This window comes from Streptomyces sp. NPDC014764, assembly GCF_043082785.1.
Lineage (GTDB): Bacteria > Actinomycetota > Actinomycetes > Streptomycetales > Streptomycetaceae > Streptomyces > Streptomyces althioticus.
Map to the genome: position 1 here is coordinate 1 of NZ_JBIBXY010000019.1, position 22,418 is coordinate 22,418.

General features: G+C 73.4%; 18 protein-coding genes and 1 tRNA gene. 8 read left to right on the forward strand and 11 right to left on the reverse strand.

From position 1 onward, the window contains the following. Positions 1–136 precede the first annotated feature (136 nt). Complete coding sequence (locus ACF1AG_RS29590; RefSeq protein WP_359608076.1) at positions 137–1,600, reverse strand: aminopeptidase P family protein; 1,464 nt, start codon at positions 1,598–1,600, stop codon at positions 137–139. Between the two features lie 117 nt (positions 1,601–1,717). Then, entirely contained in the window at positions 1,718–3,229 is a 1,512-nt protein-coding gene (locus ACF1AG_RS29595) for a PP2C family protein-serine/threonine phosphatase (RefSeq protein ID WP_387798666.1), read from the reverse strand. Between the two features lie 502 nt (positions 3,230–3,731). Here ACF1AG_RS29595 and ACF1AG_RS29600 point away from each other — a divergent pair. Then, positions 3,732–4,397: a bifunctional DNA primase/polymerase gene (locus ACF1AG_RS29600; protein WP_359606250.1), complete on the forward strand. Its 666-nt coding sequence runs from the start codon at positions 3,732–3,734 to the stop codon at positions 4,395–4,397. Between the two features lie 361 nt (positions 4,398–4,758). Continuing rightward, positions 4,759–5,160 (forward strand): hypothetical protein, encoded by a 402-nt coding sequence (locus ACF1AG_RS29605; RefSeq protein WP_391810678.1) that lies wholly within the window; start codon positions 4,759–4,761, stop codon positions 5,158–5,160. Between the two features lie 315 nt (positions 5,161–5,475). On the opposite strand, the gene ACF1AG_RS29610 is transcribed toward ACF1AG_RS29605, so the two are convergent. The 3 genes from ACF1AG_RS29610 to ACF1AG_RS29620 all read right to left on the reverse strand — a co-directional run bounded on the left by ACF1AG_RS29610 (position 5,476) and on the right by ACF1AG_RS29620 (position 8,675). After that, on the reverse strand, positions 5,476–6,441 hold the full coding sequence (locus tag ACF1AG_RS29610; RefSeq protein WP_391810679.1) for a DUF5926 family protein: 966 nt from the start codon (positions 6,439–6,441) through the stop codon (positions 5,476–5,478). Positions 6,442–6,863: 422 nt separating this feature from the next. Beyond that, positions 6,864–7,508, reverse strand: a complete 645-nt coding sequence (locus ACF1AG_RS29615; RefSeq protein WP_359606272.1) for an ATP-binding protein — start codon at positions 7,506–7,508, stop codon at positions 6,864–6,866. A 336-nt stretch (positions 7,509–7,844) separates the two neighbouring features. Beyond that, entirely contained in the window at positions 7,845–8,675 is an 831-nt protein-coding gene (locus ACF1AG_RS29620) for a glycerophosphodiester phosphodiesterase (protein WP_359606256.1), read from the reverse strand. A gap of 293 nt (positions 8,676–8,968) precedes the next feature. Between ACF1AG_RS29620 and ACF1AG_RS29625 the strand changes: the two genes are divergently transcribed. The 3 genes from ACF1AG_RS29625 (at position 8,969) to ACF1AG_RS29635 (ending at position 11,307) form a co-directional block, all read left to right on the forward strand. Next, entirely contained in the window at positions 8,969–10,414 is a 1,446-nt protein-coding gene (locus ACF1AG_RS29625) for a trypsin-like peptidase domain-containing protein (RefSeq protein WP_359606258.1), read from the forward strand. 64 nt (positions 10,415–10,478) lie between these two features. Continuing rightward, positions 10,479–10,565 (forward strand) — tRNA-Ser (locus ACF1AG_RS29630). Positions 10,566–10,977: 412 nt separating this feature from the next. Continuing rightward, positions 10,978–11,307 carry a hypothetical protein gene (locus ACF1AG_RS29635; RefSeq protein WP_387798656.1) on the forward strand — a complete coding sequence of 110 codons (330 nt, stop codon included), beginning with the start codon at positions 10,978–10,980 and terminating at the stop codon, positions 11,305–11,307. A 67-nt stretch (positions 11,308–11,374) separates the two neighbouring features. Here the strand turns inward: ACF1AG_RS29635 and ACF1AG_RS29640 are convergent, their stop codons facing one another. From ACF1AG_RS29640 to ACF1AG_RS29660, 5 genes are all read right to left on the reverse strand, one after another. Continuing rightward, entirely contained in the window at positions 11,375–11,509 is a 135-nt protein-coding gene (locus tag ACF1AG_RS29640) for a hypothetical protein (protein WP_359606261.1), read from the reverse strand. 33 nt (positions 11,510–11,542) lie between these two features. After that, positions 11,543–11,971 carry a hypothetical protein gene (locus ACF1AG_RS29645; protein WP_387798653.1) on the reverse strand — a complete coding sequence of 143 codons (429 nt, stop codon included), beginning with the start codon at positions 11,969–11,971 and terminating at the stop codon, positions 11,543–11,545. After that, positions 11,968–12,507, reverse strand: a complete 540-nt coding sequence (locus ACF1AG_RS29650; RefSeq protein ID WP_359606265.1) for a DinB family protein — start codon at positions 12,505–12,507, stop codon at positions 11,968–11,970. Before ACF1AG_RS29650 ends, ACF1AG_RS29645 begins: the two co-directional genes overlap by 4 nt. Next, positions 12,504–12,935, reverse strand: a complete 432-nt coding sequence (locus tag ACF1AG_RS29655) for a hypothetical protein (RefSeq protein ID WP_391810680.1) — start codon at positions 12,933–12,935, stop codon at positions 12,504–12,506. Before ACF1AG_RS29655 ends, ACF1AG_RS29650 begins: the two co-directional genes overlap by 4 nt. 87 nt (positions 12,936–13,022) lie before the next feature. Then, positions 13,023–13,883 carry a bifunctional DNA primase/polymerase gene (locus ACF1AG_RS29660; protein ID WP_359606268.1) on the reverse strand — a complete coding sequence of 287 codons (861 nt, stop codon included), beginning with the start codon at positions 13,881–13,883 and terminating at the stop codon, positions 13,023–13,025. Positions 13,884–14,252: 369 nt separating this feature from the next. On the opposite strand from ACF1AG_RS29660, the gene ACF1AG_RS29665 reads away from it, so the two are divergent. The 3 genes from ACF1AG_RS29665 (at position 14,253) to ACF1AG_RS29675 (ending at position 17,176) form a co-directional block, all read left to right on the forward strand. After that, positions 14,253–14,543: a hypothetical protein gene (locus ACF1AG_RS29665; protein ID WP_093551149.1), complete on the forward strand. Its 291-nt coding sequence runs from the start codon at positions 14,253–14,255 to the stop codon at positions 14,541–14,543. A gap of 272 nt (positions 14,544–14,815) precedes the next feature. Continuing rightward, positions 14,816–15,376: a SigE family RNA polymerase sigma factor gene (locus tag ACF1AG_RS29670; RefSeq protein ID WP_190004473.1), complete on the forward strand. Its 561-nt coding sequence runs from the start codon at positions 14,816–14,818 to the stop codon at positions 15,374–15,376. A gap of 84 nt (positions 15,377–15,460) precedes the next feature. After that, the gene (locus tag ACF1AG_RS29675) at positions 15,461–17,176 is read left to right on the forward strand and encodes a long-chain fatty acid--CoA ligase (RefSeq protein ID WP_359606270.1); all 1,716 of its coding nucleotides are present in this window, start codon (positions 15,461–15,463) and stop codon (positions 17,174–17,176) included. A gap of 108 nt (positions 17,177–17,284) precedes the next feature. Here the strand turns inward: ACF1AG_RS29675 and ACF1AG_RS29680 are convergent, their stop codons facing one another. Beyond that, complete coding sequence (locus tag ACF1AG_RS29680; protein ID WP_391810681.1) at positions 17,285–22,228, reverse strand: PAS domain-containing protein; 4,944 nt, start codon at positions 22,226–22,228, stop codon at positions 17,285–17,287. Positions 22,229–22,418: the final 190 nt, after the last annotated feature.

The following is a 22,418-nucleotide window of genomic DNA, read 5'->3' on the forward strand; positions in this document are numbered from 1 at the left end:
GCAAGACGCTCGACTGGGATACCCCAGCCGAGCGTCTACGTGATCTACTCACCACCTGAAACCAGGCGGTGTTGCGACGACCCCTTGAACCCAAGGTCACCGGGAGGGGCCCCTCGTCGTGTGCACCAGGGGTGACTCAGCCCTTGAGGCCCGCCATCCACGCCTCCACCTCGTCCGAGCGGCGGGGCAGCGCCGAGGACAGGTTCTTGTTGCCGTCCTCGGTGACCAGGATGTCGTCCTCGATGCGGACGCCGATGCCCCGGTACTCCTCGGGGACCGTCAGGTCGTCGGCCTGGAAGTACAGGCCCGGCTCCACGGTGAGGACCATGCCCGGCTCCAGCGTGCCGTCGACGTAGGTCTCGGTGCGCGCGGCGGCGCAGTCGTGGACGTCCATGCCGAGCATGTGACCGGTGCCGTGCAGCGTCCAGCGACGCTGCAGGCCCAGCTCCAGCACCCGCTCCACCGGGCCCTCGACCAGGCCCCACTCGACGAGCCGCTCCGCCAGCACGCGCTGCGCGGCGTCGTGGAAGTCGCGGTACTTGGCGCCCGGCTTGACCGCCGCGATGCCCGCCTCCTGGGCGTCGTACACCGCGTCGTAGATCTTCTTCTGCAGCTCGGTGTAGCGGCCGTTGATCGGCAGGGTGCGGGTGACGTCGGCGGTGTAGTACGTGTGCGTCTCCACGCCGGCGTCGAGCAGCAGCAGGTCGCCGGAGCGGACCGGGCCGTCGTTGCGCACCCAGTGCAGGGTGCAGGCGTGCGGGCCGGCGGCGCAGATGGAGCCGTAGCCGACGTCGTTGCCCTCGACGCGGGCGCGCAGGAAGAACGTTCCCTCGATGTAGCGCTCGCTGGTGGCCTCGGCCTTGTCGAGGACCTTCACCACGTCCTCGAAGCCGCGCACGGTGGAGTCGACGGCCTTCTGCAGCTCGCCGATCTCGAAGCCGTCCTTGACCAGCCGCATCTCGGAGAGGAAGACGCGCAGCTCCTCGTCGCGCTCGGCGGTGACCTTGTCGGTCAGCGCCTCCTCGATCCCGGCGTCGTGGCCGCGCACCACACGGACCGGGCCGGTGGCCTCGCGCAGCGCGCCGGCCAGCTCGCGGACGTCGGAGGCGGGGATGCCGTACCGCTTCTCGGCCTCGGTGAGGGAGTGGCGGCGGCCCACCCACAGTTCGCCCTGGCCGTCCAGCCAGAACTCGCCGTTCTCGCGGTTGGAGCGGGGCAGGAGGTAGATCGTCTCCTGGTGGCCGTCCGCCGTCGGCTCCATGACGAGGACGCCGTCCTCCGTCTGGTTGCCGGTGAGGTAGGCGTACTCGACGGACGCGCGGAACGGGTACTCCGTGTCGTTCGAGCGGGTCTTCAGGTTGCCCGCCGGGATCACCAGGCGCTCACCGGGGAAGCGGGCGGACAGCGCCGCGCGGCGGGCGGCGGTCTCGGCGACCTGCGGGACCGGCTCCAGGTCGCGCAGCTCCGTGTCGGCCCAGCCGCTCCTCATGCTCTCTGCCAGCTCGTCGGACACGCCCGGGTACAGGCCGTTCTTCCGCTGCTTGACGGGCTCCTCGTCGGCAGTCTCCGGGGTCTCCGGCAGCTCCTCCGCCACGGTCATCCTCCTCGATACGGCACTGGACCACCCCCATCGTACGGTCGGGCGGAAACGGACGAACCGGGGAAGCACCTGTTACGTCGGAGGCACACGCGGTGAGCGGTGCGCGGGACGGGCGGATCAGTCGAAGCGCGCCGCGAGCAGCACCACGTCCTCCGAGGTGTCCGCGTCCTGAGCGCCCTCCGGCAGCACCGCCCGCAGCACATGGTCGGCGACGGCGCCCGGGTCGCGGCGCAGCGCCCGCGGCACCCCGGCCGCGGCGGCGTGCAGCCGGGCGAAGGCACGGTCGGTCGGGTCGCCGGTGCGGTGCAGCAGGCCGTCGGTGTAGAGCAGCACCGTCTCGCCCGCCTCCGCCTGGACCTCCACGCTGGGCGCCTCCCAGCAGGCGAGCATGCCGAGGGGCGCCGAGACGGACGTCTCCACGAACTCGGTGCGGCGCTCGCCGAGCAGCAGCGGCGGACTGTGGCCCGCCCCGGCCAGCGTGATCCGGCGCAGCGCCGGCTCGCAGTAGGCGAACAGGGCGGTGGCCGACCGGGCCGGTTCGGTCAGCCGCAGCAGCAGCTCCAGGTCGGACAGGACGGCGACCGGGTCCTCGCCCTCCATCACGGCGTACGCCCGCAGCGACGCCCGCAGCCGGCCCATCGCGGCGACCGCGCTGGGGCCGGAGCCGGTGACGGAGCCGACGGCGAGACCGAGCGCGGCGTCCGGCAGCGGCAACGCGTCGTACCAGTCGCCGCCTCCGTTCGGGCAGGTGCGATGACGCGCGGCCAGCTGCACACCGGCCACCCGCGGCAGGCGGGAGGGCAGCAGCTCCTCGGTCATCGTGGCCATCGACGCGCGCGTGTGCTCCAGTTCGAGGAGCCGGGCGAGGTGCTCCGCGGCGTGCCGGACGTACAGGCCGGCGAGGTGGCGCTGCCGCTCGACGGGTTCGGCGGGCTCGTCGTAGAACCAGACGACCGCACCGAGGCGTCCGGCGGAGTCGGTGGCGAGCGGCAGGGCGTAGCTCGCGGCGTAACCGAGGCGGGCAGCGACCTCACGGTGCCGGGGGTCCAGGCCCTTCTCGGCGAACAGGTCGGGATCGGCGACGCCGTCGTCCCCGCCGGGCAGTCCGTCGAGGATCCGGCCGTGCGGCAGGGCGCTGCGCGGCACCGTCTCCATGTGGCCCAGGTCCGCGCGGCCGAGGCCCAGCCCCGCGGTCGTGGACTGCCCGCGGCCGTCGGCGGGCTCCAGGGCCACGAGCCCGCGACGGGCGCCGACCAGGGCGGCGCCCGCGCGCAGCAGTTCGTCCAGCGCGGCGTCGAGCGTGCCGGCGCGGACCAGGCGTTCGGTCAGTTCGTGCAGGGTGGTGAGGTCCGAGACCCAGCCGGCGAGGCGGTCCTGGAGCAGCGCGCCCGGGGCGTTCTGGGGGTGTGCCGCGGCGGACGGGGTGGTACCCGTAACGGGCGCGACAGTGTGTGCGGGGGCGGGAACCGTTGAATCGATTCCGGCCACTTTCGGAGGGTGCGGAGCGTTCATGGCGTCCGGCTTTCCGGCCGGTACGTACTGCTCAAAAGCATCGCAAACCCCCATGTCGTTCTGCGTCGCCGGCAGTGTCTCCACATGTACACGTACTCGTGAGGAGATGTCCAGCATTGTCCTGCTGGGATTCCTGGTGTCCGTGTGACCGAGGAGAACTACCGGTAGAACTCTTGCCGAAATTCGAAGTTGGCTTGAAACTGCCTCAGGGGGAGGCTTACTGCGGTCGACTGGCCTTGCTCGACGGAGCGTCACAGCGGTCGTGATGGGTACGTACTCGGAGAAGGCCAGGGGTGGTTGGGAACCGCCCGGGAACCTGGCGACGGACCCGGGCGTCTTAACCACCGACGACCGTGCCCCATCCTCCCGTGGCGGAGGCGGAGAGAACCACGCGCGACGGTAAACGCCAGACTTCGCCACCCCACGCCGTACCCGTACTTCTGATAGACGCTGTATGGGTGGAACGGCCGCGGAGGCAGCCCATGCCCGGCCCATAGGGGTTCCCCCTGCCCGGCGCGGGGGTGTGATGCGCCAACAGGTACGCACAGTGAAGTGATCGACACATGACGTGAGTGGTCCACGGTGTTGCCAGGCGTGCAACGGAAAGGAACGAGCGCTCATGCGCGAGATCCTCGGAAGGCGACGCAGGCTCCTGTCCCGGCGTGGTGACGAAGGGCCCGATCTGATCGGTGCGGCCCTGACCTTCGCCGCGGAGTGGCAGTGGCCCGTACTCCCCGGCGTGGCGGCCGACCCGCAGGACGGGTCCCGCTGCGCCTGCCCCGACCCGGAGTGCACGGTGCCGGGCGCCCATCCGTTCGACCCCGGTCTCCTCGCCGCCACCACCGACGCGCGGATGGTGCGCTGGTGGTGGACCAACCGGCCGACGGCGCCGATCGTGCTCGCCACCGGCGGCAAGGCCCCGTGCGCGCTGTCCCTGCCCGCCCTGCCGGCCGCCCGCGCGCTAGCCGCGCTGGACCGCCGGGGGATGCGGATCGGCCCGGTCGTCGCCTCGCCGTCCCGCTGGGCGATCCTCGTCAAGCCGTACTCGCTGGAGCAGCTGGGCGAGCTGCTGTACGCCCAGGACTTCGTCCCCGGCTCCCTCCGCTTCCACGGCGAGGGGGGTTACCTGGCCCTGCCCCCGTCCGTCACCGCGCAGGGCGAGATCCGCTGGGAGCGGGCGCCGCTGCCCGGCTCGGCGTCGCCCTGGATGCCCGACGTCGAGGCCGTGGTGGACGTGGTGGTCGATGCCCTCACCCGTACGGGTGTGAGCGCCCCCGAGATGTAGGCGGCGCCGTCGCGCGCCGCGCCCGGCACCCGGTGCCGGGCCGCTATCTTCCCGGGGCATGCCGCGTCATGCCGGGGGCCGTGCCAGGACGTCCCGCAGAGCCCGAGCGACCGCCCTCGCGGGCGTCGCGGCGGCGTGCGTGCTCGTGCTTCCGCTGGCCGTGGCCTGCGCGGGCCGGGACGAGGGCCGGCACCACACCTCGGCCGGACCGGACGACCTGCGTCCGATTTCCGTCCCCGAGGGGGGTGCTGTGGAGACCCGTGCAGAGGCGGGAGGCGCGCCCGATGGACGCATCCCCGAGAGACACGCCCCTGACAGGGGTGCTACGGAGATCTCCGTCCCGGAGAACGGGGACGTCCTGGTGAGGGCGCCGACGGCGGACGAGGCGCCGCCGCCTGGCACGCACGTGTCGACCGCACTGCGCTGCGGCCCCGCCCTGCCCTCGCCCGACGGCGTGGAGGCACAGACGTGCGTGGCCGTGCGGGGGGAGGACGTGTGGGCGCGGACGTACTACCGCAACACCACCGGCGCGCCCCTGGACGCTGCCCTGTCCCTGCTCGGCCCGGACGGGCACAGCGTGCGGAGCCGGTGCGTGGCGGGGGCCGGGGACGACCCGTCCCTGTGCGAGACGCCGCGTGTACGCCTGAAGGGCGAGCCGCTGCGGTACACGGCGGTCGCGGAGTTCGCCGCCCACGCGGGCGGTGCGCAGGAGGGGCTGCTGCTGCGGGCCGGGAGCAACTCACCGTCGGAGAAGATCCGGTGAGGCGTGGAAGCCCGTACCGGAGCCTCAGGAGAACGGGGCGACGAGTCCGGAGCGGCCGGTGCCGGGGGCCCGTACGGAAGCTCGTACGGACGGCGTGCGGCGAGCATGCAAAGACCCGGTTGCTGGCGACGGGGGATGCACCAGCAACCGGGCTACTGGAACGGTAACAAGAGATCGGCGGTAAGCAAATTCGATCTCGGCGTTTCCGGTCACCGACTGGCTTGTGCGTATGGGGAGTTACGCGAGCGTAAGGAGATTCGTCCCGGGCGGTTCGGACCGCCCGGGACACCCGCGGGAAGCCGGGTACGCAGTGCCTCAGCTCAGCGTGACCTGGCGGTTCGTCAGACCACCGCGCGCCCGGCGCTCGTCCGCGGTGAGCGGGGCGTCGGTCGCCAGCGCGGCGGCGAGCCGCTCGGCGAACTCGGCGGCCGGCTTCTCCACGTCCTCCGCGCGGACCTCGCTCGGCAGGTCCCAGACCGGCACGGTGAGCCCGTGAGCGCGGAAGGAGCCGACCAGACGGGTGCCCTCGCCGAGGGAGGAGCGGCCCGCCGCGTGCAGCCGCGCGAGCGCGTCCAGAAGCTGCTCCTCCGGGTGCGGCATGACCCATCGCAGGTGGTTCTTCTCGGGCGTTTCGCACCAGTACGCGGAGTCCACGCCCGTCAGCTTCACGGTGGGGATCGCGGCCGCGTTCGCCCGCTCCAGGGAGGCGGTGACGTCCGGGGCGGCGCTCTCCGGGTCCGGGACCCAGAACTCGAACCCGTCGTGCACGACCGGCTCGAAAGCGCCCTTCGGGTCGAGCAGGTCCTGCAGCCGGGGGCCGTCGGCGGGCGCGCGGCGGGACTGCACCGGGGTGCCCGGCTCGGCGGTCAGCGCGCGCTGCAGGGTGTCGGCGAGGTCGCGGCTGAGGTCGCCGGAAGGCGTGTCGTTCTGCAGGCCGAGCAGCACCGAGCCGTCGTCGCGGCGCAGCGCCGGCCAGGCCATCGGAAGCACCGTGGCCAGGGTGACGGACGGGACGCCCTCGGGCAGGCCGTCCTTCAGAGCCAGCTCGACGGTCGCGGCGGGCACCAGCTCGCGCAGCGCCACCCAGTCGCACTCGCCCGGGAGGCCCTCGAACGGGCGGTGCACCAGCTCGGTCACCGCCTGCGCGGCGGCGCGGCCGTGGCACGCCTTGTAGCGGCGGCCGCTGCCGCAGGGGCAGGGTTCGCGTGCGCCGACGACCGGGATCTGCCCGTCCGTGAGCTGCGGGCGCTTGGCCTTCGTCTGGGGTCGCTTCTTGGCCATCGTGGGTGTCTCCCGGTTACGGCTCGTCTCGTACGGCGCGAGCCTAGCCGTTCGCGCCACGGCCGACGGGAAGGTGTGGACGACGGGGTGCCCTGTGGACAACCTGGGCCGGTCGTCGAGGCCCTCCCCGGAGAGCTGTATGCGGTACCGGCTGTCGGGGGAGCCGGACCGGATGCCTGCCGTGGGGATGAGGCCGGGCCTGTGGCGGCGGTCGAGGGCCCGGAACGGGTGCCGGGCCGTCGGGAAGGCCGGACGCGGTGCCGGGCCGGCTGGGAAGGCTGGACGGTGTCGGCTGTCGTGGGAGCCGGGCCCGATACCGGCGGTCGGGAGGAGGCCGGGCCCGGTGACCGTCTTCCAGAAGAGAGCCCGGCCTGGTGCCGGCCGCGGTCCGTCCGGGCGGCCGCGCCGTTCCGGGTGATTGATCAGTCCAGGTCGTCGAAGACGTCCGCGAAGTCCAGCCCCGTGAGGCGGGCGGCCGGCGGGGCGGTCACCCGTGCCGCGAAGTCCTCGCGGCGGTGGCAGCTCACGGCGTCCGGGTCGTGCACGTCCTCGTGGACGATGACCCACACCGTGACCTCCCCGGGCACCTCGTCGCGCACGCCCCAGTCGTCGGAGAGCGCGGAGATGATGTTGAGCCCGCGGCCGCCGTGCGCGGTGACCGACGGGGTGGCAGGCGCTGGGCGGGTCGGACCGCCCCCGTCGGTGACCTCGACGACGAGCCGGCCGCGCGGGTCCACCCGCCAGGCCGCACGCACGTCGCCGTCGCCCGCCAGGCTGTCGCCCAGGGGACGGCCGTGTTTGCACGCGTTGCTCAACAGCTCGGAAAGGATCAGTACGGCATCGTCGATGACCGATTCCGGGACGCCTCCGTCACGCAGCTGCGTGCGCATCCGACGCCTCGCCTTACCCACGCCCGCAGGGCCATGGGGAACGGCCATGCACGACGACGTGGGCACCTCCTGTGCCACCACCAACGCCACCCCCGAGACCTCCTTCGCCCCACGCCACGGTGTGGATGCCCCATCGGCCTGAACCGGAAACCGGCCGATCCTTGCGCGGTGACGCACTTGGAACGATCGAACACGCACCGAACGCGCCGGAGCACTCCCCGTAGTCGCATGGCTGGATTTCGTCGATGTGGCCGAGATATGAGGATGTGGGCGACCGGTCCCGTGGGTCAAGAGGTGGGTGATAACCACTGGGACACAAGGGACGGATGCGACGCCCGAGGCGTGATGGGAGGCGTGCCTCCGGGCCCGTCCGCCGGGTCCGGCACGCCGAATCTCGCCCGTCCGCCGGGCCTGGCACGCCGGCTCGCACCCGCCCGCCGGGCCCGGGACACCGACTCGCGCCGCATCGATCCGTAAATCCGTACCGGTGGACCTCTTCCCCGGCCCGTCGACTCAGCGCCCGAGCCGGTCCAGTACCGCGCGCGGCCGGTTGGTGATGATGGCGTCCACGCCCAGGCCCACACACAGGTCGACGTCCGCCGGCTCGTCGACCGTCCAGACGTGCACCTGGCGCCCGGTCCGCTTCAGACGCTCGATGTAGGCGGGGTGGCTGCGCAGGATGCGGATCGAGGGGCCCGCGATGTCCACGCCCTCGGGCAGCCGCCCGTCGCGCAGCCGTGGTGTGACGAACTGCATGAGGTAGACCGTCGGCAGTGTCGGGGAGGCGGCGCGCACGCGGTGCAGGGAGCGCGCGGAGAAGCTCATGACGCGCACCGGTGAGTCCTCGCGGGAGGCGGGCGCGTCCAGCCCGAACCGCTTGAGCAGGACGAGCAGCCGCTCCTCGACCTGCCCTGCCCAGCGCGTGGGGTGCTTGGTCTCGATCGCCAGTTCCACCCGGCGCCCGGCGTCGGCGACGAGTTCCAGCAACCGCTCCAGGGTGAGCACGGAGGTGGCCTCGCGGTCCTCCGGGCGGTGCTCCCAGTCGGGCTCCTCGACGCGGGGCCCGCCGGCCGCGTCCCGGGTCTTCCACGAGCCGAAGTCGAGCGCGGCGAGGTCGGACAGTTCGAGCGCCGAGACGGCGCCGCGCCCGTTCGACGTACGGTTGATGCGACGGTCGTGTACACACACAAGGTGTCCGTCGGCGGTGAGGCGTACGTCGCACTCGAGTGCGTCCGCGCCGTCCTCGATCGCCTTGCGGTACGCGGCCAGGGTGTGCTCGGGGGCGTCCTCGGACGCCCCGCGGTGCGCGACGACTCGGGTCAGGTGCTGACGTGCGTGGGTCACCGCGTCATGGTGCCACCGCTCGCCGGCCTGCGGACGGGCGGTGTGGCGCGATCGGTACGACAGTCCGGTCGGAGCCATGGAGTGGCGCACCTTACGTGAGTAATGCCCTATATAAAGAATGACCCCGGACCCACAGGAACGGCTTACGGTGCCCTGACGGCGTGTGGGAAAAGCTGACGTCATACAAAGAGACGTGCACAGCTCCATCTGCATCGCGCCGGACGTCAGGCGCGCGTGACATGCGGGCCCGAGTGCGACCGAGACCGAACAGCCGTGGATCGAGGAGAGAAGCTGTGAGCACCGAGAACGAGGGCACCGCGGTACCCCCGGCCCCGTCGGCTCCGCCGCCCCCGGCGGATGCTCCCGCTGCTTCCGCACCCCAGGGCGCACACCCGGGGTCGGCTCCGGCGGCCGGCGACCCCTACGGCACTCCGGTGCCCCAGGCCCACCACGACCCGGGCGAGTCCGCCTCCGCCCCCGACCCCTCCTGGCCGCCGCCCCCGCCGCCGTCCACCCCGGCGTACGGCGGTGACGGCGGCGCGGGACACGGCGCCGCGGGCCAGGGCGGTGGCGGCTGGGGCGCCGGCTGGGGCGCCGCGCACCAGCAGCCCGCGCCGAAGAACGGCCGCGGGCGCGGCGGGCTCGTCACCGCGGTCCTGGTGGCCGCGCTGGTCGCGGGCGGCCTGGGCGGCGGCCTCGGCTACACGCTCGCCCGGGAGAACGACAGCGGCGGCTCGACGACCGTGTCGGCGGGCACCACCGGCGGCAACGTCAAGCGCGACCCGGGCACGATCGCCGCGGTCGCGGCGGCGGCGTTGCCCAGCACGGTCACCATCGAGGCGGCGAGCAGCAGCGGCGAGGGCGGCACGGGCACCGGCTTCGTCTTCGACAAGCAGGGTCACATCGTCACCAACAACCACGTGGTGGCCGACGCCGTCGACGGCGGCAACCTCTCCGCGACGTTCCCCGACGGCAAGAAGTACGAGGCCGAGGTCGTCGGCAACGCCCAGGGGTACGACGTCGCCGTCATCAAGCTGAAGAACGCGCCGTCGGACCTCAAGCCGCTCACCCTGGGCAACTCCGACGACGTGGCGGTCGGCGACTCGACCATCGCGATCGGCGCGCCCTTCGGCCTGTCCAACACGGTGACGACCGGCATCATCAGCGCGAAGAACCGCCCGGTCGCCTCCAGCGACGGCAGCGGCGACAAGGCCTCCTACATGAGCGCGCTGCAGACCGACGCGTCGATCAACCCGGGCAACTCCGGCGGGCCGCTCCTGGACGCACAGGGCAACGTGATCGGCATCAACTCCGCGATCCAGTCGACCAGCAACGGCGGCTTCGGCACGGGCCAGGCCGGCTCCATCGGCCTCGGCTTCGCCATCCCGATCAACCAGGCCAAGTACGTCGCCCAGGAGCTGATCGAGAACGGCAAGCCGGTGTACGCCAAGATCGGCGCGTCCGTCTCCCTGGAGGACACCACGAACGGAGCGAAGATCACCGAGCAGGGCGTGGGCGGCACCGAGCCCGTCGACCCGGGCGGCCCCGCGGACAAGGCGGGCCTGAGGCCGGGCGACGTCATCACCAAGCTCGACGACCGGGTCATCGACTCCGGCCCCACGCTGATCGGCGAGATCTGGACGCACAAGCCCGGCGACGAGGTCACGATCACCTACGAACGCGGCGGCAAGGAGCGCACCACGGAACTCACGCTGGGCTCCCGCGTGGGCGACAGCTGACCTCACCCGCCACCCCCGAACCCGTTACCCTTGTCCCCGCGCCGCCGATCACCGGCCGGCGCGGGGAGGCGTGCCCGAGCGGCCGAAGGGAACGGTCTTGAAAACCGTCGTGGCAGCGATGTCACCGTGGGTTCAAATCCCACCGCCTCCGCGCAGGTCATGGACGTTGCAGGTCAGAGAGGGTGCCCCGCTTGCCGGGGCACCCTCTCTGCGTGCACCTTGTCTCACTCTGAACCGCCGGCGGTTCACCCCTGACCAGCACGTGCGGCCAACCTGCGGCCAGGTGCGGGACGGCACCCTGGCCATTGGGCGGCTACTGATTCACACAGAGGTGCGGCCTGTCGAAGCGTCCGGCCAGTAGCAACTTTTGGAACATCTCCACCTTCTTCGTGGGGGGAGGAGCCGGCCTGCCCTGACTGGGCGGCGTGCCCACGGTGGGAGGCCGGTTCCTACACCGAAAGGACGAGAGACATGGCCGACGAACCGTCGACCAAGCGGTCTAAGAGGCACACCTGAGTACGTGAACTCATGTGCGACGCCCGCCGCGGCACCACACTGACCGCATGAGCCCAGGAGAAATGGCACCGGCGGAAGATTCCTCCACCGGCCCGCAGATCGGCGTCAGCGTGGCGCTGCTTCTCGTCGACCTCATGCTCATCGCCGGGTCGGTGTACTGCGTCGGGATAGCGGGCTGGGCCGACAGCTACGAGAGCGACGGCTCCGCGGCGTCGGGTGCGTCGCAGACGGCGGCTCAGGCGATGTGGCTCCTGGGCGGCGGCGCTGTCCTGACAGGCGGCGGCCTACTCGCCCTGGGGTGGCGCATCCCCGGCATCGTGCAACTGGTCGTCCTCGGCGTCGGCGCCGCGCTGGTCTCCGCCATGGGGGCCGGGTGACAGCTCCGGCGGGCGACCGGCCGTGGAGCGCCGATCAGATCCGGTCCGCCCAGCCGAAGGTGGCCGTTCAGGCGGTGCGCAGGGAGGGCCGGACTCCCTTTCCGGTGACGAGCCTCGTTGTCAGGACGATGGTGAACAGCGCGACGAAGGCGACGGCAATGGCCGGGTCGGCGTACCGTCCTTCCGGCCACCGTTGGTTCACGGCAACTCCCCCTTCCGCCGCCCTCGGCCGGGCCTAGCCCTCACCCCCCGACGGCAGCGGGCCCAAGTGCTGCGTCAGGCGGGCGCGGAGGAGTTCGTACTCCGGGTGGCGGCGAGGCAGTGGGCCCGGGGGGCGTGTCACCGTGCGGGGTGGGGAGAGGGTCTCGCCCGCTCGGAACTGGTCCCGTGTCAGGTCGAGTTCGACGCCGTTGGGGAGGCGGTTCCACCAGTGGTGGCCGTGCGGGGAGCCGGCCCGGCGGACGTCGGCGACCAGGAGGTCGCCGCCGAACAGGTCGTTGACGACCAGCGTCGTGATGTCGCAGTGGCCCACGGACGGGCTGTCCGGGCGCCACTCGGGCAGGTCGTCGGGTGAGCACGTGTCGGCGGCCCAGCAGGCGCGGAACGCCCTGTCGAGGTCGAGCAGGGACCACGGCGTCCGGGTGGCGCCGGTGCCACCGTTCATGACGCCGCCCTCAGGAGGCGGAGTTGGCCGATCTCCGTGGCGTTCTTCATCAGCTCCGCGTTCACCCAGGCCAGCATGTGCGCCTTCGTGTGGGACGGGTCGTCGGGCCAGGGGAAGGGCGCCGGGGTGTCCAGGTCGGCGTCCGTGAGGGTGTCGAGGTGGGCGAGCCACTCCGTGCGCAGGGAACGGAGCCACGCGAGCGTGGGGTCACCCGCGCCGGGCCACACGATCCCGGTCCGCTCACGAGGGCGCTCCCCGCGCGCGTGGTCCAGCGTCACGCTCCACCACCAGCCGATGTGCCAGCTCACCCACGCGATGGTGGGCACCGGCACGGGGTCGGGCTCGGTTTCCGCCCAGTCGGGGATCCACACACCCTCGGGTGACCGGCGGAGCGTCCAGCAGAGCGGGGCGGGCTCCCAGAGGAAGTCCTCCGGCTCCAGACGTTCCAGGTGGTACTCGAACAGGGACCAGGTCAGGTCGAACTGCCAGCGGAGCAGGCCGATCCGGCCGGCGGCGGAAGGGGTGGGTGCGGTCACAGTTCCTCGTCGGTGGCGAGTTGCTCCCAGTCCACGTCCAGCAGCTCCGTCTCCGCGTCGTACCCCGAGGGGATGCGCGACGTCGGCTGGAACCAGACCACGGTGAGGCGGGAGCGGTACAGGGCACGGTCGTGTTCGGGGTCGACGGCCTCGGAGCGGAAGCTGCCGACGCAGGTCACGGCGGGCAGCACCTCCACCGGGCCGAAGGCGCCCGCGAACTGGTCGGGGTACTCGCGCGGCGGCGGGATCAGATGCACCGGGGCTCCCGGGTGGAAGCGTTCGGCGGCCCGGAGCAGCCCGGCGATCGCGTGGTCGTTCAGCGGCTTGCACGGGTATCCCTCGAGCACGTTCCCGTATGTCGCCGACAGGTGCAGCTCGGTCAGGTCGACGGTACGGCCCGAGGCGAGGACGACGCGGGAGAGTGCCATGGTCGGCACTTTAAGGCGCTGGTGCATGCGGGTCTTTCGAATTTCGGGCGCGTGCGCGGGAGGGTGTGGGGGTAGGGGGCGGCTGCTTCAGTGGCCGGTCAGACGCGCTGCCGACGCGATCGTCGCGCGTGCCTCGCGTTCGGACAGGCCCGTGGCGCGTGCCGCGTCGGTCAAGGGCTCCACCAGCTCGGGGCCGATGCCGTCCTCGTAGGCACGGCAGGCCGCCCAGAACAGCCGGGTGTTGCGCTGGCCCTCGTGCGCCGCGAGGACGAACTGGACCAGGCCCTGCCCGTGGTCACCGGCCGACGGCGGGGTCGGGTGGTGGGCGCGGGGCGGCGGCAGGAGCAGGCGCAGCAGGGGCGGCGGGCAGGCCGCGGGCGCCAGGTCGGCGGTGCCGGGCGCGGCCCGGTACGTGCCGTGTTCCGTACGGGATCCGGGGCCGACGAGGTAGCCGCCGGCGCCGCGGATGTCGATGCCGGGGGCGAGGCGGCCGGCGGAGTTGGGGACGACGACGTCGGGCGGGCCGCTGAGCCACAGGTGACGGCCGCCGCTCGGGGTGAGGACGACCACCGTGGGCGGGACGGTGAAGCCGTGCCGGGAGGCGAGGGCGCGGAGGGCGGCGCCGGGGTCGGTGCCGTTCTTCGTGTCGAGGTCGACGCCGATCAGGTGGTGCGGGGGCAGGCCGCAGGCGATGCCGTAGCCGGTCGCGCGGGGCGCGGCGGCGAACAGGGCGCGGATGCGCGCCGGGTCGGTGGTGGCGTCGTACACGCCGTGGCCGAAGCGGCGGCACTCGCCGTGGCAGGGCGGGTGGGACGGGTCGTCGCGGTGGGGGGAGCGCAGGGCCGGGAGCTTGGTGCGGGACAACGGGATGACGGCCAGCCCGCGTTCGGCGGCTGACAGGGCGTGTGCGAGGGCCAGCGTCGTGGCCTGCCGGTCGGTGGTGGCCATGAGCCCATTTTCGTACACGCGTTCGAAGAAGGGAAGAGGGTAAGGGGTGCCACCCAGGGGATGAGAAGCCCGGCCGGACGGACGCCGAAACGCTTCCTCCCTTGGGGCGCCCAGGTCGTCGCCGCCCGGGCCGAACAGGCCCCGAATCAGGGTCGACTCGGGGTTTATCGGCGACTTCTCACGCTTGCGTGCGAATCACGGCTTCCGGGGTGGTTCCGCGGCGTCCGGTGGGCAATCCTGATCTTGCGACGTCGTGCACAGCACCAGGGCGGGGGGCCAGCTTCCCTGGTGAAAACCGCAGTTCACAGTCGTAGTGCTCACATGGACGGCCTTGACCCGGTGCGTCCTTGGTTCTGGAGGGAACACAACATGGCAAGCATCCGTACCGCCCGTGTCATCGCCGCCGCCGCCGCTCTCCCGCTCGCGGCCGCGCTCTTCGCGGGAGTCGCGACGGCGGACAACGGCGTCGGCGCCCTCGGTACCGGAGTCGGCGGGGACAACTTCGGGAACTCCGCCACCACGCAGCAGCAGGCCGTAGGGGCCGGCGCCGAGAACGAGAGCAATACCGCCCAGGTCAACGGCTCCGCGTTCACGACCGTCAACCAGGGGGAGGACAACGTGGCCGTCAGCTTCGCCCCCTTCTGGTGGCCGGCGCTCTGACCGCGTAGGCAAGGGGGGAGACCCGGGGGGGAGAAGGGGGGATGCCGGGACAGGGGGGAGGACGTCGGCCGCGGCGGCGCTTCGGCGCCGCCGCGCCGGGCGGCCGGTCCTCAAGGCGGCGCGCCGCACGTCAGGGGGGACCCGCAGGACCCCTCATCCGCTCGTCCACCTCTGGGAGGTGAGGCGAACCCCACCCCTACAACCTGAGGGGGACCCGGCTTCGGGACCTGCGGGCGATCCGCCGGGCGAGCCCCGCTCCTAGCGTGGACGACATGACCACACCCGTCTGCACCAGCGCTTCGAACGCCGCCGCCCCGGCGACGCAGACCCTCCCGTACGCGTCGTTCTCGTCGTACATGAGGGCCCGCCAGCCGGTGCTCCTGCGGACCGCCCGGTCGCTGACCGGAAACCCCAGCGACGCGGAGGACCTGCTGCAGACCGCGCTCGCCAAGACGTACGTCGCCTGGGAGCGGATAGAGGACCACCGGGCGCTGGACGGCTACGTCCGCCGGGCGCTGGTGAACACGCGGACCTCGCAGTGGCGCAAACGCAAGGTCGACGAGTTCGCCTGCGACGAGCTGCCCGAGCCGGACCCGCTGCCGGCCGGCGACGATCCCGCCGAGCAGCAGGCCCTGAGGGACGCGATGTGGCGAGCGGTCATGCGGCTGCCCGCGCGCCAGCGGGCGATGGTCGTGCTGCGGTACTACGAGGACCTCAGCGAGGCGCAGACGGCGGAGGTGCTCGGCGTCTCGGTCGGGACGGTGAAGTCGGCCGTGTCGCGGGCGCTCGGCAAGCTCCGCGAGGACGCTGAGCTGGGGCTTGTTCGGAGTTGAGGGGGTATGAGCGGATCCTGACGAGAAATGTCGTCCGCCGGAGCGTGATCGATCATTCGCTCCCCTAGTGACATACCGCGCGGTATGTGCGCAGAATCAGCGCACACCGTACCGACGCCAGGCAATGTCGCCCAGGAGGACGCCGTGCTGAGCACCATGCAGGACGTACCGCTGCTGATCTCGAGGATCCTGACCCACGGGTCGTCGATCCACGGCACTTCGCAGGTGATCACCTGGACCGGCGAGGGGGACCCGCAGCGTCGTTCCTACGCGGAGATCGGCTCCCGGGCCGCCCAGCTGGCGCACGCCCTGCGCGAGGAACTCGGCGTCCGCGGCGACGAGCGGGTCGCCACCCTGATGTGGAACAACGCCGAGCACGTCGAGGCGTACTTCGCGATCCCCTCCATGGGCGCCGTGCTCCACACCCTGAACCTGCGCCTGCCGGCCGAGCAGCTCGCGTGGATCGTGAACCACGCCGCCGACCGCGTGGTCATCGTCAACGGCTCGCTGATCCCGCTGATCGCCCCGCTGCTGCCACACCTGAAGACCGTCGAGCATGTCGTCGTCTCCGGACCCGGCGACCGCTCCCCCCTGGCCGACACCCACGTCCAGGTGCACGAGTACGAGGAGCTGATCGCCGGACAGCCCGTCGCCTACGACTGGCCGGAGCTGGACGAGCGGGCCGCCGCGGCCATGTGCTACACCTCCGGCACCACCGGAGACCCCAAGGGCGTGGTCTACAGCCACCGGTCGATCTACCTGCACTCGATGCAGGTCAACATGACCCAGTCGATGGGCCTGACCGACCAGGACACCTCCCTGGTCGTCGTCCCGCAGTTCCACGTCAACGCCTGGGGCCTGCCGCACGCCACGTTCATGACCGGCGTCCACATGCTGATGCCGGACCGCTTCCTGCAGCCCGCCCCGCTCGCCGAGATGATCGAGAGCGTGAAGCCGACGCACGCCGCCGCCGTCCCCACCATCTGGCAGGGCCTGCTCGCCGAGCTCACCGCCCGCCCCCGGGACGTCTCCTCCCTCACCCAGGTCACCATCGGCGGCTCCGCCTGTCCGCCCTCGCTGATGGAGGCGTTCGACAAGCTGGGCATGCGGGTCTGTCACGCCTGGGGAATGACGGAGACCTCCCCGCTCGGCACGATCGCCCGCCCGCCGGCCCACGCCGTCGGCACCGACGAGGAGTTCGCCTACCGGCTCACCCAGGGCCGCTTCCCGGCCGGCGTCGAGGCCCGCCTCACCGGCCCCGGCGGCGAGCGACTCCCGTGGGACGGCGAGTCCGCGGGTGAGCTGGAGGTGCGCGGCCCCTGGATCGCCGGCGCCTACTACAACGGCCCCGACGCCGAACCGCTGCGCCCGGCCGACAAGTTCAGCGAGGACGGCTGGCTCAAGACCGGCGACGTCGGCACCATCAGCGCCGACGGCTTCCTCACCCTGACCGACCGTGCCAAGGACGTCATCAAGTCGGGCGGCGAGTGGATCTCCTCGGTGGAGCTGGAGAACGCGCTGATGGCGCACCCGGACGTCGCCGAGGCCGCAGTGGTTGCCGTCCCCGACGACAGGTGGGGCGAGCGCCCGCTCGCCACGGTCGTCCTCAAGGAGGGCTCCGCCGCCGACTTCGCCACGCTGCGCGCCTTCCTCCAGGACGAGCGGAAGATCGCCAAGTGGCAGCTGCCGGAACGCTGGACGGTGATCGAGGCGGTGCCGAAGACCAGCGTCGGCAAGTTCGACAAGAAGGTGCTGCGCCGCCAGTACGCCGACGGCGCGCTGGACGTCACACAGCTCTGACCGGCACCCGCTCCCGGACACGCGCCGGGCGGTGAGCGCGACACCCGCGCCCACCGCCCGGCGCGGTGCTGTCAGTGCCGTACGGGCCGACGGCCCGTACCCGGTCAGTCAGTTGGTCCCGATCCGCGACAGCAGGTCGACGATCCGCTCCTGCACCTCGACGCTGGTGGACCGCTCCGCGAGGAACAGCACCGTCTCGCCCGAGGCCAGCCGCGGCAGGTCCGCCGCGTCGACGGCGGTCGTGTAGACGACCAGCGGGGTGCGGTTGAGCTGCCCGTTCGCGCGCAGCCAGTCGACGATGCCTGCCTGCCCGGCCTGGCGGTGCACCTGCATCAGGTCCATCACCACCAGATTCGGCCGGAACTGACCCGCCAGCGTCACCGCGTCGGCGTCGCTCGCGGCCCGCGCGACCTGCATCCCGCGCCGCTCCAGCGTGCCGGTCAGAGCCAGTGCGATCTCCGCGTGCTCCTCGATCAGCAGGACGCGCGGCGGGTGCTGTTCGCTGTCGCGCGGCGCGAGCGCCTTCAGCAGCACCGCCGGGTCGGCGCCGTACGCGGCGTCGCGGGAGGCCTGGCCGAGTCCGGCCGTGACCATCACCGGCACCTCCGCCGCGCCCGCGGCCTGACGCAGCGACTGCAGGGCGGTACGGGTGATCGGCCCGGTCAGCGGGTCGACGAACAGCGCCGCCGGGAAGGCCGCGATCTGCGCGTCGACCTCCTCACGGGAGTGCACGATCACCGGGCGGTAGCCGCGGTCGCTCAGCGCCTGCTGCGTCGACACGTCCGGCGCGGGCCACACCAGCAGCCGGCGCGGGTTGTCCAGCGGCTCCGGCGGCAGTTCGTCGTCCATCGGCTGCGGACGCGGCGGGTCCGCCACCTCCACGGCCCCGCCCGGACCGTCCAGCGGCTCGGGACCCTCGGCGGCGTCCGCGTCCGGCGCCCCTATCGCGTACGAGCGTCCGGCGGCCTCCGCGGCCGGAGCGAGCCGGGACTGCCCGGACGGCGTCGGCGTCGGCTGAGCCGCCTGCTGGGCGAGGGCGGCGGCCGGGGTGCGGTCCTGCTGCGGAGCGGGCGCCTGACCGGCGGGCGGTACGGGCTCGGCCTGCTGCGGGTGCGGGCGGGCGCCCTGGGCGGCGCCGGGCGCCTGCCCGCCGGAGGTCTGGCCGTTCGCCGCGGCCTGGTCGTTGCGGGTGCCGAGCTTGCGGCGGCGTCCTGAACCGCCCGGCTGGTGCGGGGGCGGCGTGGCCGACGCCGGCGGCTGCTGGACCTGGGCGGCCTGCCGGTTGAACGGCACCCCCTGGCCCAGCGTCCGCACGCTGATCGCACGGCCCTGCGTCGAGTTCGGGTCGACCGGCGCGGCGGCCTCGGCGGGCAGCGGCTGGGCGGCCGGACGGGCGGGCACGGGCGCGCCCTCGGGCGGCAGCGGGGTGCCGCCGGACGGCGTGGGCTGCGGCACGTTCGGCACGGGCGCCGTTCCGGCGCCGGAGGGGTCACCGGCGGCGGGCCACTGCTGCGGGGCCGGCGTCCCGGCGGGCGGGGCGGCCGCGCCCGGCGCGGGCTGCGGCGCGCCCTGGGCGGACGGGGCCTCGGCGGGCAGCGGCTGGGCCGGAGGGAGCGGGGACGCGGCGCCCTGCGAGGGCGCCGCCCCCCACTGCTCGGGAGCTCCCGGCGCCTGCGCGGCATCGGCCGGCGGGGCGACCGCACGCCGACGGCGGCCGGTGGGCGCGCTGGTGGGGTGCGGCTGCGGCGGGGTGTGGTCCTCGGACTGGTCCACCGGGACGGCGTCGTGCTGCCCGGCATCGGTGGCGGGCCCGCCATGCGGTGCGGGAGCGGGGACGGGCTGCGCGCCCGCCTGCGGCGCGGGCGCACCGGGCTGCGGCGCCTGAGCGGCGGTGTCGGCGGGCTGCGGTGCCTGAGGGTTCGGGCTCGGCGGTACGGGCTGCGGTGCCTGAAGGTTCGGGTTCGGCGGTACGGGCTGCGGAGCCTGTGCTGCGGCGTCGGCCGGCTGAGGGCCGGGCGCGGCGGGCCGGGGCGCAGCCTGTGCATTCGGGCCGACCGGCTGAAGCCCCGGTCCCGCCGCCTGAGGTGCGGTCGCCTGAGGTGCGGTCGGCTGCGGCGCCTGCTGATTCGGCGGAACCAGCTGCGGGTTCGGGCCGGCTGCCTGGGGCGTGACCTGCTGGTTCGCCGGAACGGGCTGCGGAGCCTGCGGATTCGGGCCCACGGGCTGAAGGCCCGGCGCTACGGGGTGAGGCGCGGACCCGGGGGCGGGTGCGTTCGGCGGTACGGGCTGCTGTGCGTCGGACGCGGCGGGCTGAGGCGCGATCGGCTGCGGCACCTGCTGGTTCGGCCCGACCGGCTGCGCGTTGGACCCGGCCGGCTGAGGCACACCCGCACCCGCAGCCGCGGCGTTCGGCCCGACGGCCTGCGAATGCGGAGGTACGGACTGTCCCGCGGCGGGAGCGACAGGCTGCGGAGCCTGCCCGGCAGCCACACCGTTCGACGAGGCGCCCGGCGCCACCGGCACGGCCCCCTGGGCACCCGGAAGTTCCTGACCTCCCGGCAGCTGACCCGGCGCCACAAGGGCCTGCCCCGCGGCCTCGGCCTGCGCGGGCTGCCCGGCAGGTTGCCCCGTCTGTTCGTCCTGGCCCGCCCCTGCCGGAGCCGCCGGCGGCAGCGCGAACACCGTGCGCGGCGCGGCCTCCTGCGCCGCCGCCCGCTCGTTCGCGGCGGCCAGCGCACGCCGGCGCCGTCCCGTCGGCTGCGCCTGCTGGTCCGGTCCCGCGCCCTGGGCGGGCACGTGCACGGCGACCGCGCCGGGCGCGCCGTTCGCCCCGCCGGCTGCGGGGAGCGCCGGCGGCAGCGCCTGCTGCTCACCGGCCGCGCGCCGGGCCCGGCGTCCGGACGGTGCGGGCACGCCCTGCGGCGGTACGGTCCCGCCCAGCCCGGTGTTGGAGGCGGCGGCGCCCGCCGCGTGCTCGGCCGCGGTGACGACGGCGCCCTCGGACACCCCCGCCCCTGCCGCCGCACCGGCGAGTTCGACCTCGGCGCCCGCCGCGGGGGCCGCGTCCTCGGCGGGACGGCCACGCCGCCGCCCGGTACCGCCGGACACGGCCGCGCCCTCACCGGACGCCTGCGCCGGAAGCTGCGCCTGCTGTGGCTGCCGCGCCTGCGCGGGCTCGGCGGGAGCCGCCCGCCGCCTGCGCCGCCCGGTGGGCTGGGGCGCCTCCGCGGCCGGAGCCTCCGGAGCCTCGCCGTCGCCGCCGGACACGTCGCTCTCCAGGAACGCGTCGACGGACGCGCGGCGCGCCCGGCGCCGCCCTCCGCCCGGCGCGGGCTCGGCGGGAGCGGCGGCCTCCTCGGCCTGCGGAGCCGGCTCCTGCGGTACGGAACCCGCCCCGCCGCCGATCGGCACCTCGAGGACGAACGCGCTGCCGCTCATCCCCGGCACCTCGTGCGTCTGGAGCACCCCGCCGTGCGCCCGGACGATCCCGCGCACGATCGGCTCGTGCACCGGGTCGCCGCCGCCGTACGGGCCGCGCACCTCGATGCGGACGACCTCGCCGCGCTGGGCCGCCGCGACGACGACCGTGTTGTCCAGATAACCGCCCGCCGACAGCGGCGTGTTGCCGGTCGCGTCGACGCCCGCGACGTCCGCGACCAGATGGGCGAGGGCGGTCGCGAGCAGACGCGCGTCCACCTCGGCCTCGATGGGCGGCGCGTGCACGGCGAACTGCACCCGGCCGGGGCCGATCAGCTCCACGGCGCCGTCGACGCCGGCCGCGACGACCGCGTCGAGCATCACCTTCGTACGGGCGATCCCCTCGGTGCCGGCGTCGAGCTGCTGGTAGCCGAGGACGTTGTCGATGAGGGTGGTGATGCGGGAGTAGCCGGCCGACAGGTGGTGGAGCACCTGGTTGGCCTCGGGCCACAGCTGGCCCGCGTCGTCCGCGGCCAGCGCGGCCAGTTCGCGGCGCAGCTCGTCGAGCGGGCCGCGCAGGGAGCGGCCGAGGAGGGTGAGCAACTGCTCGTGACGGGCGGCGAGGGCCTCGTAGCGGTCCTTCTCGCGCTCGCCGAGGGCCGCGTACCGCTCCTCGTGCGCGGCGAGTTCCTCCGCGTGCTTCTCGCGGAGCTCCTCCACCTCGGTGACGTGGCTCTGCCGCAGGGCGGTCAGCTCGGAGCCGTGCTCCTCGGCGAGCCGCTCCAGCTCCTTGGCGTGCTCCTGTTCGCCGTCCTCCTTCTCCTTCAGGAGGGCGTCGTAGGGGCGGCGGTCGAGGAACGTCATCACGGCGCCGACGAGCTGGTCGCCGTCGCGCACCGGGGCGGTGGTGAGGTCGACCGGCAGCTTGTCGCCGTTCTTGGCGTAGAGGACCTGGCCGCGCACGCGGTGCTTGCGGCCGGAGCGCAGGGTGTCGGCGAGCGGGGACTCGGAGTACGGGAACGGGGAGCCGTCGGCGCGCGAGTGCAGCACGAGGGTGTGCAGCTCGCGTCCGCCGAGCTCACCGGCCCGGTAGCCGAGGATCTGGGCGGCGGCCGGGTTGACCAGGACGATCCGCCCGTCGGTGTCGGTGCCGACGACGCCCTCGGAGGCGGCCCGCAGGATCATCTCCGTCTGCCGCTGCGAACGGGCGAGCTCGGCCTCGGTGTCGACCGTGCCGGAGAGGTCCCGGACGACGAGCATCAGCAGCTCGTCGCCGGTGTAGCCGTAACTGTCGTAGGCCTGCGAGGTGTTCTCGAGGTTGGCGCTGGTGACCTCGACGGGGAACTCGGTGCCGTCGGTCCGCCGGGCGGTCATCCGGGTCGGCTTGGTGCGTCCGCGAGGGTCGATGTGGTCGGGCCGCCGCATGGAACCGGGGATGAGTTTGCTGTCGAACTCCGGCAGCAGGTCCAGCAGCCCGCGCCCCACCAGGGCGGTGCCCGGCGCCTCGAAGGCCTCGAGGGCGATGGTGTTGGCGTTGACGACGGTCCCGTTGGCGTTGACCAGCACCAGGGCGTCGGGAAGCGCGTCCAGTATGGCTGCGAGGCGAGCAGCGCCTCGGGATGGCCTGCTGCTCACGAGACGCTTCCTCCCTGTTACCGCGACGTGCCGACCGCTCGGGCCATCTTGCCAACGGGCCCGCAACGTGTCACGGGAGGGAGTCTAAGGGCTGGGGGTGCGCCGGGGACGCCGGATGGGACGCACATCGCACCCCGAGGTGACGGTGATGTGACGCCCGGTACGTCCGGAACCGCGCCTGCCTGGGCCG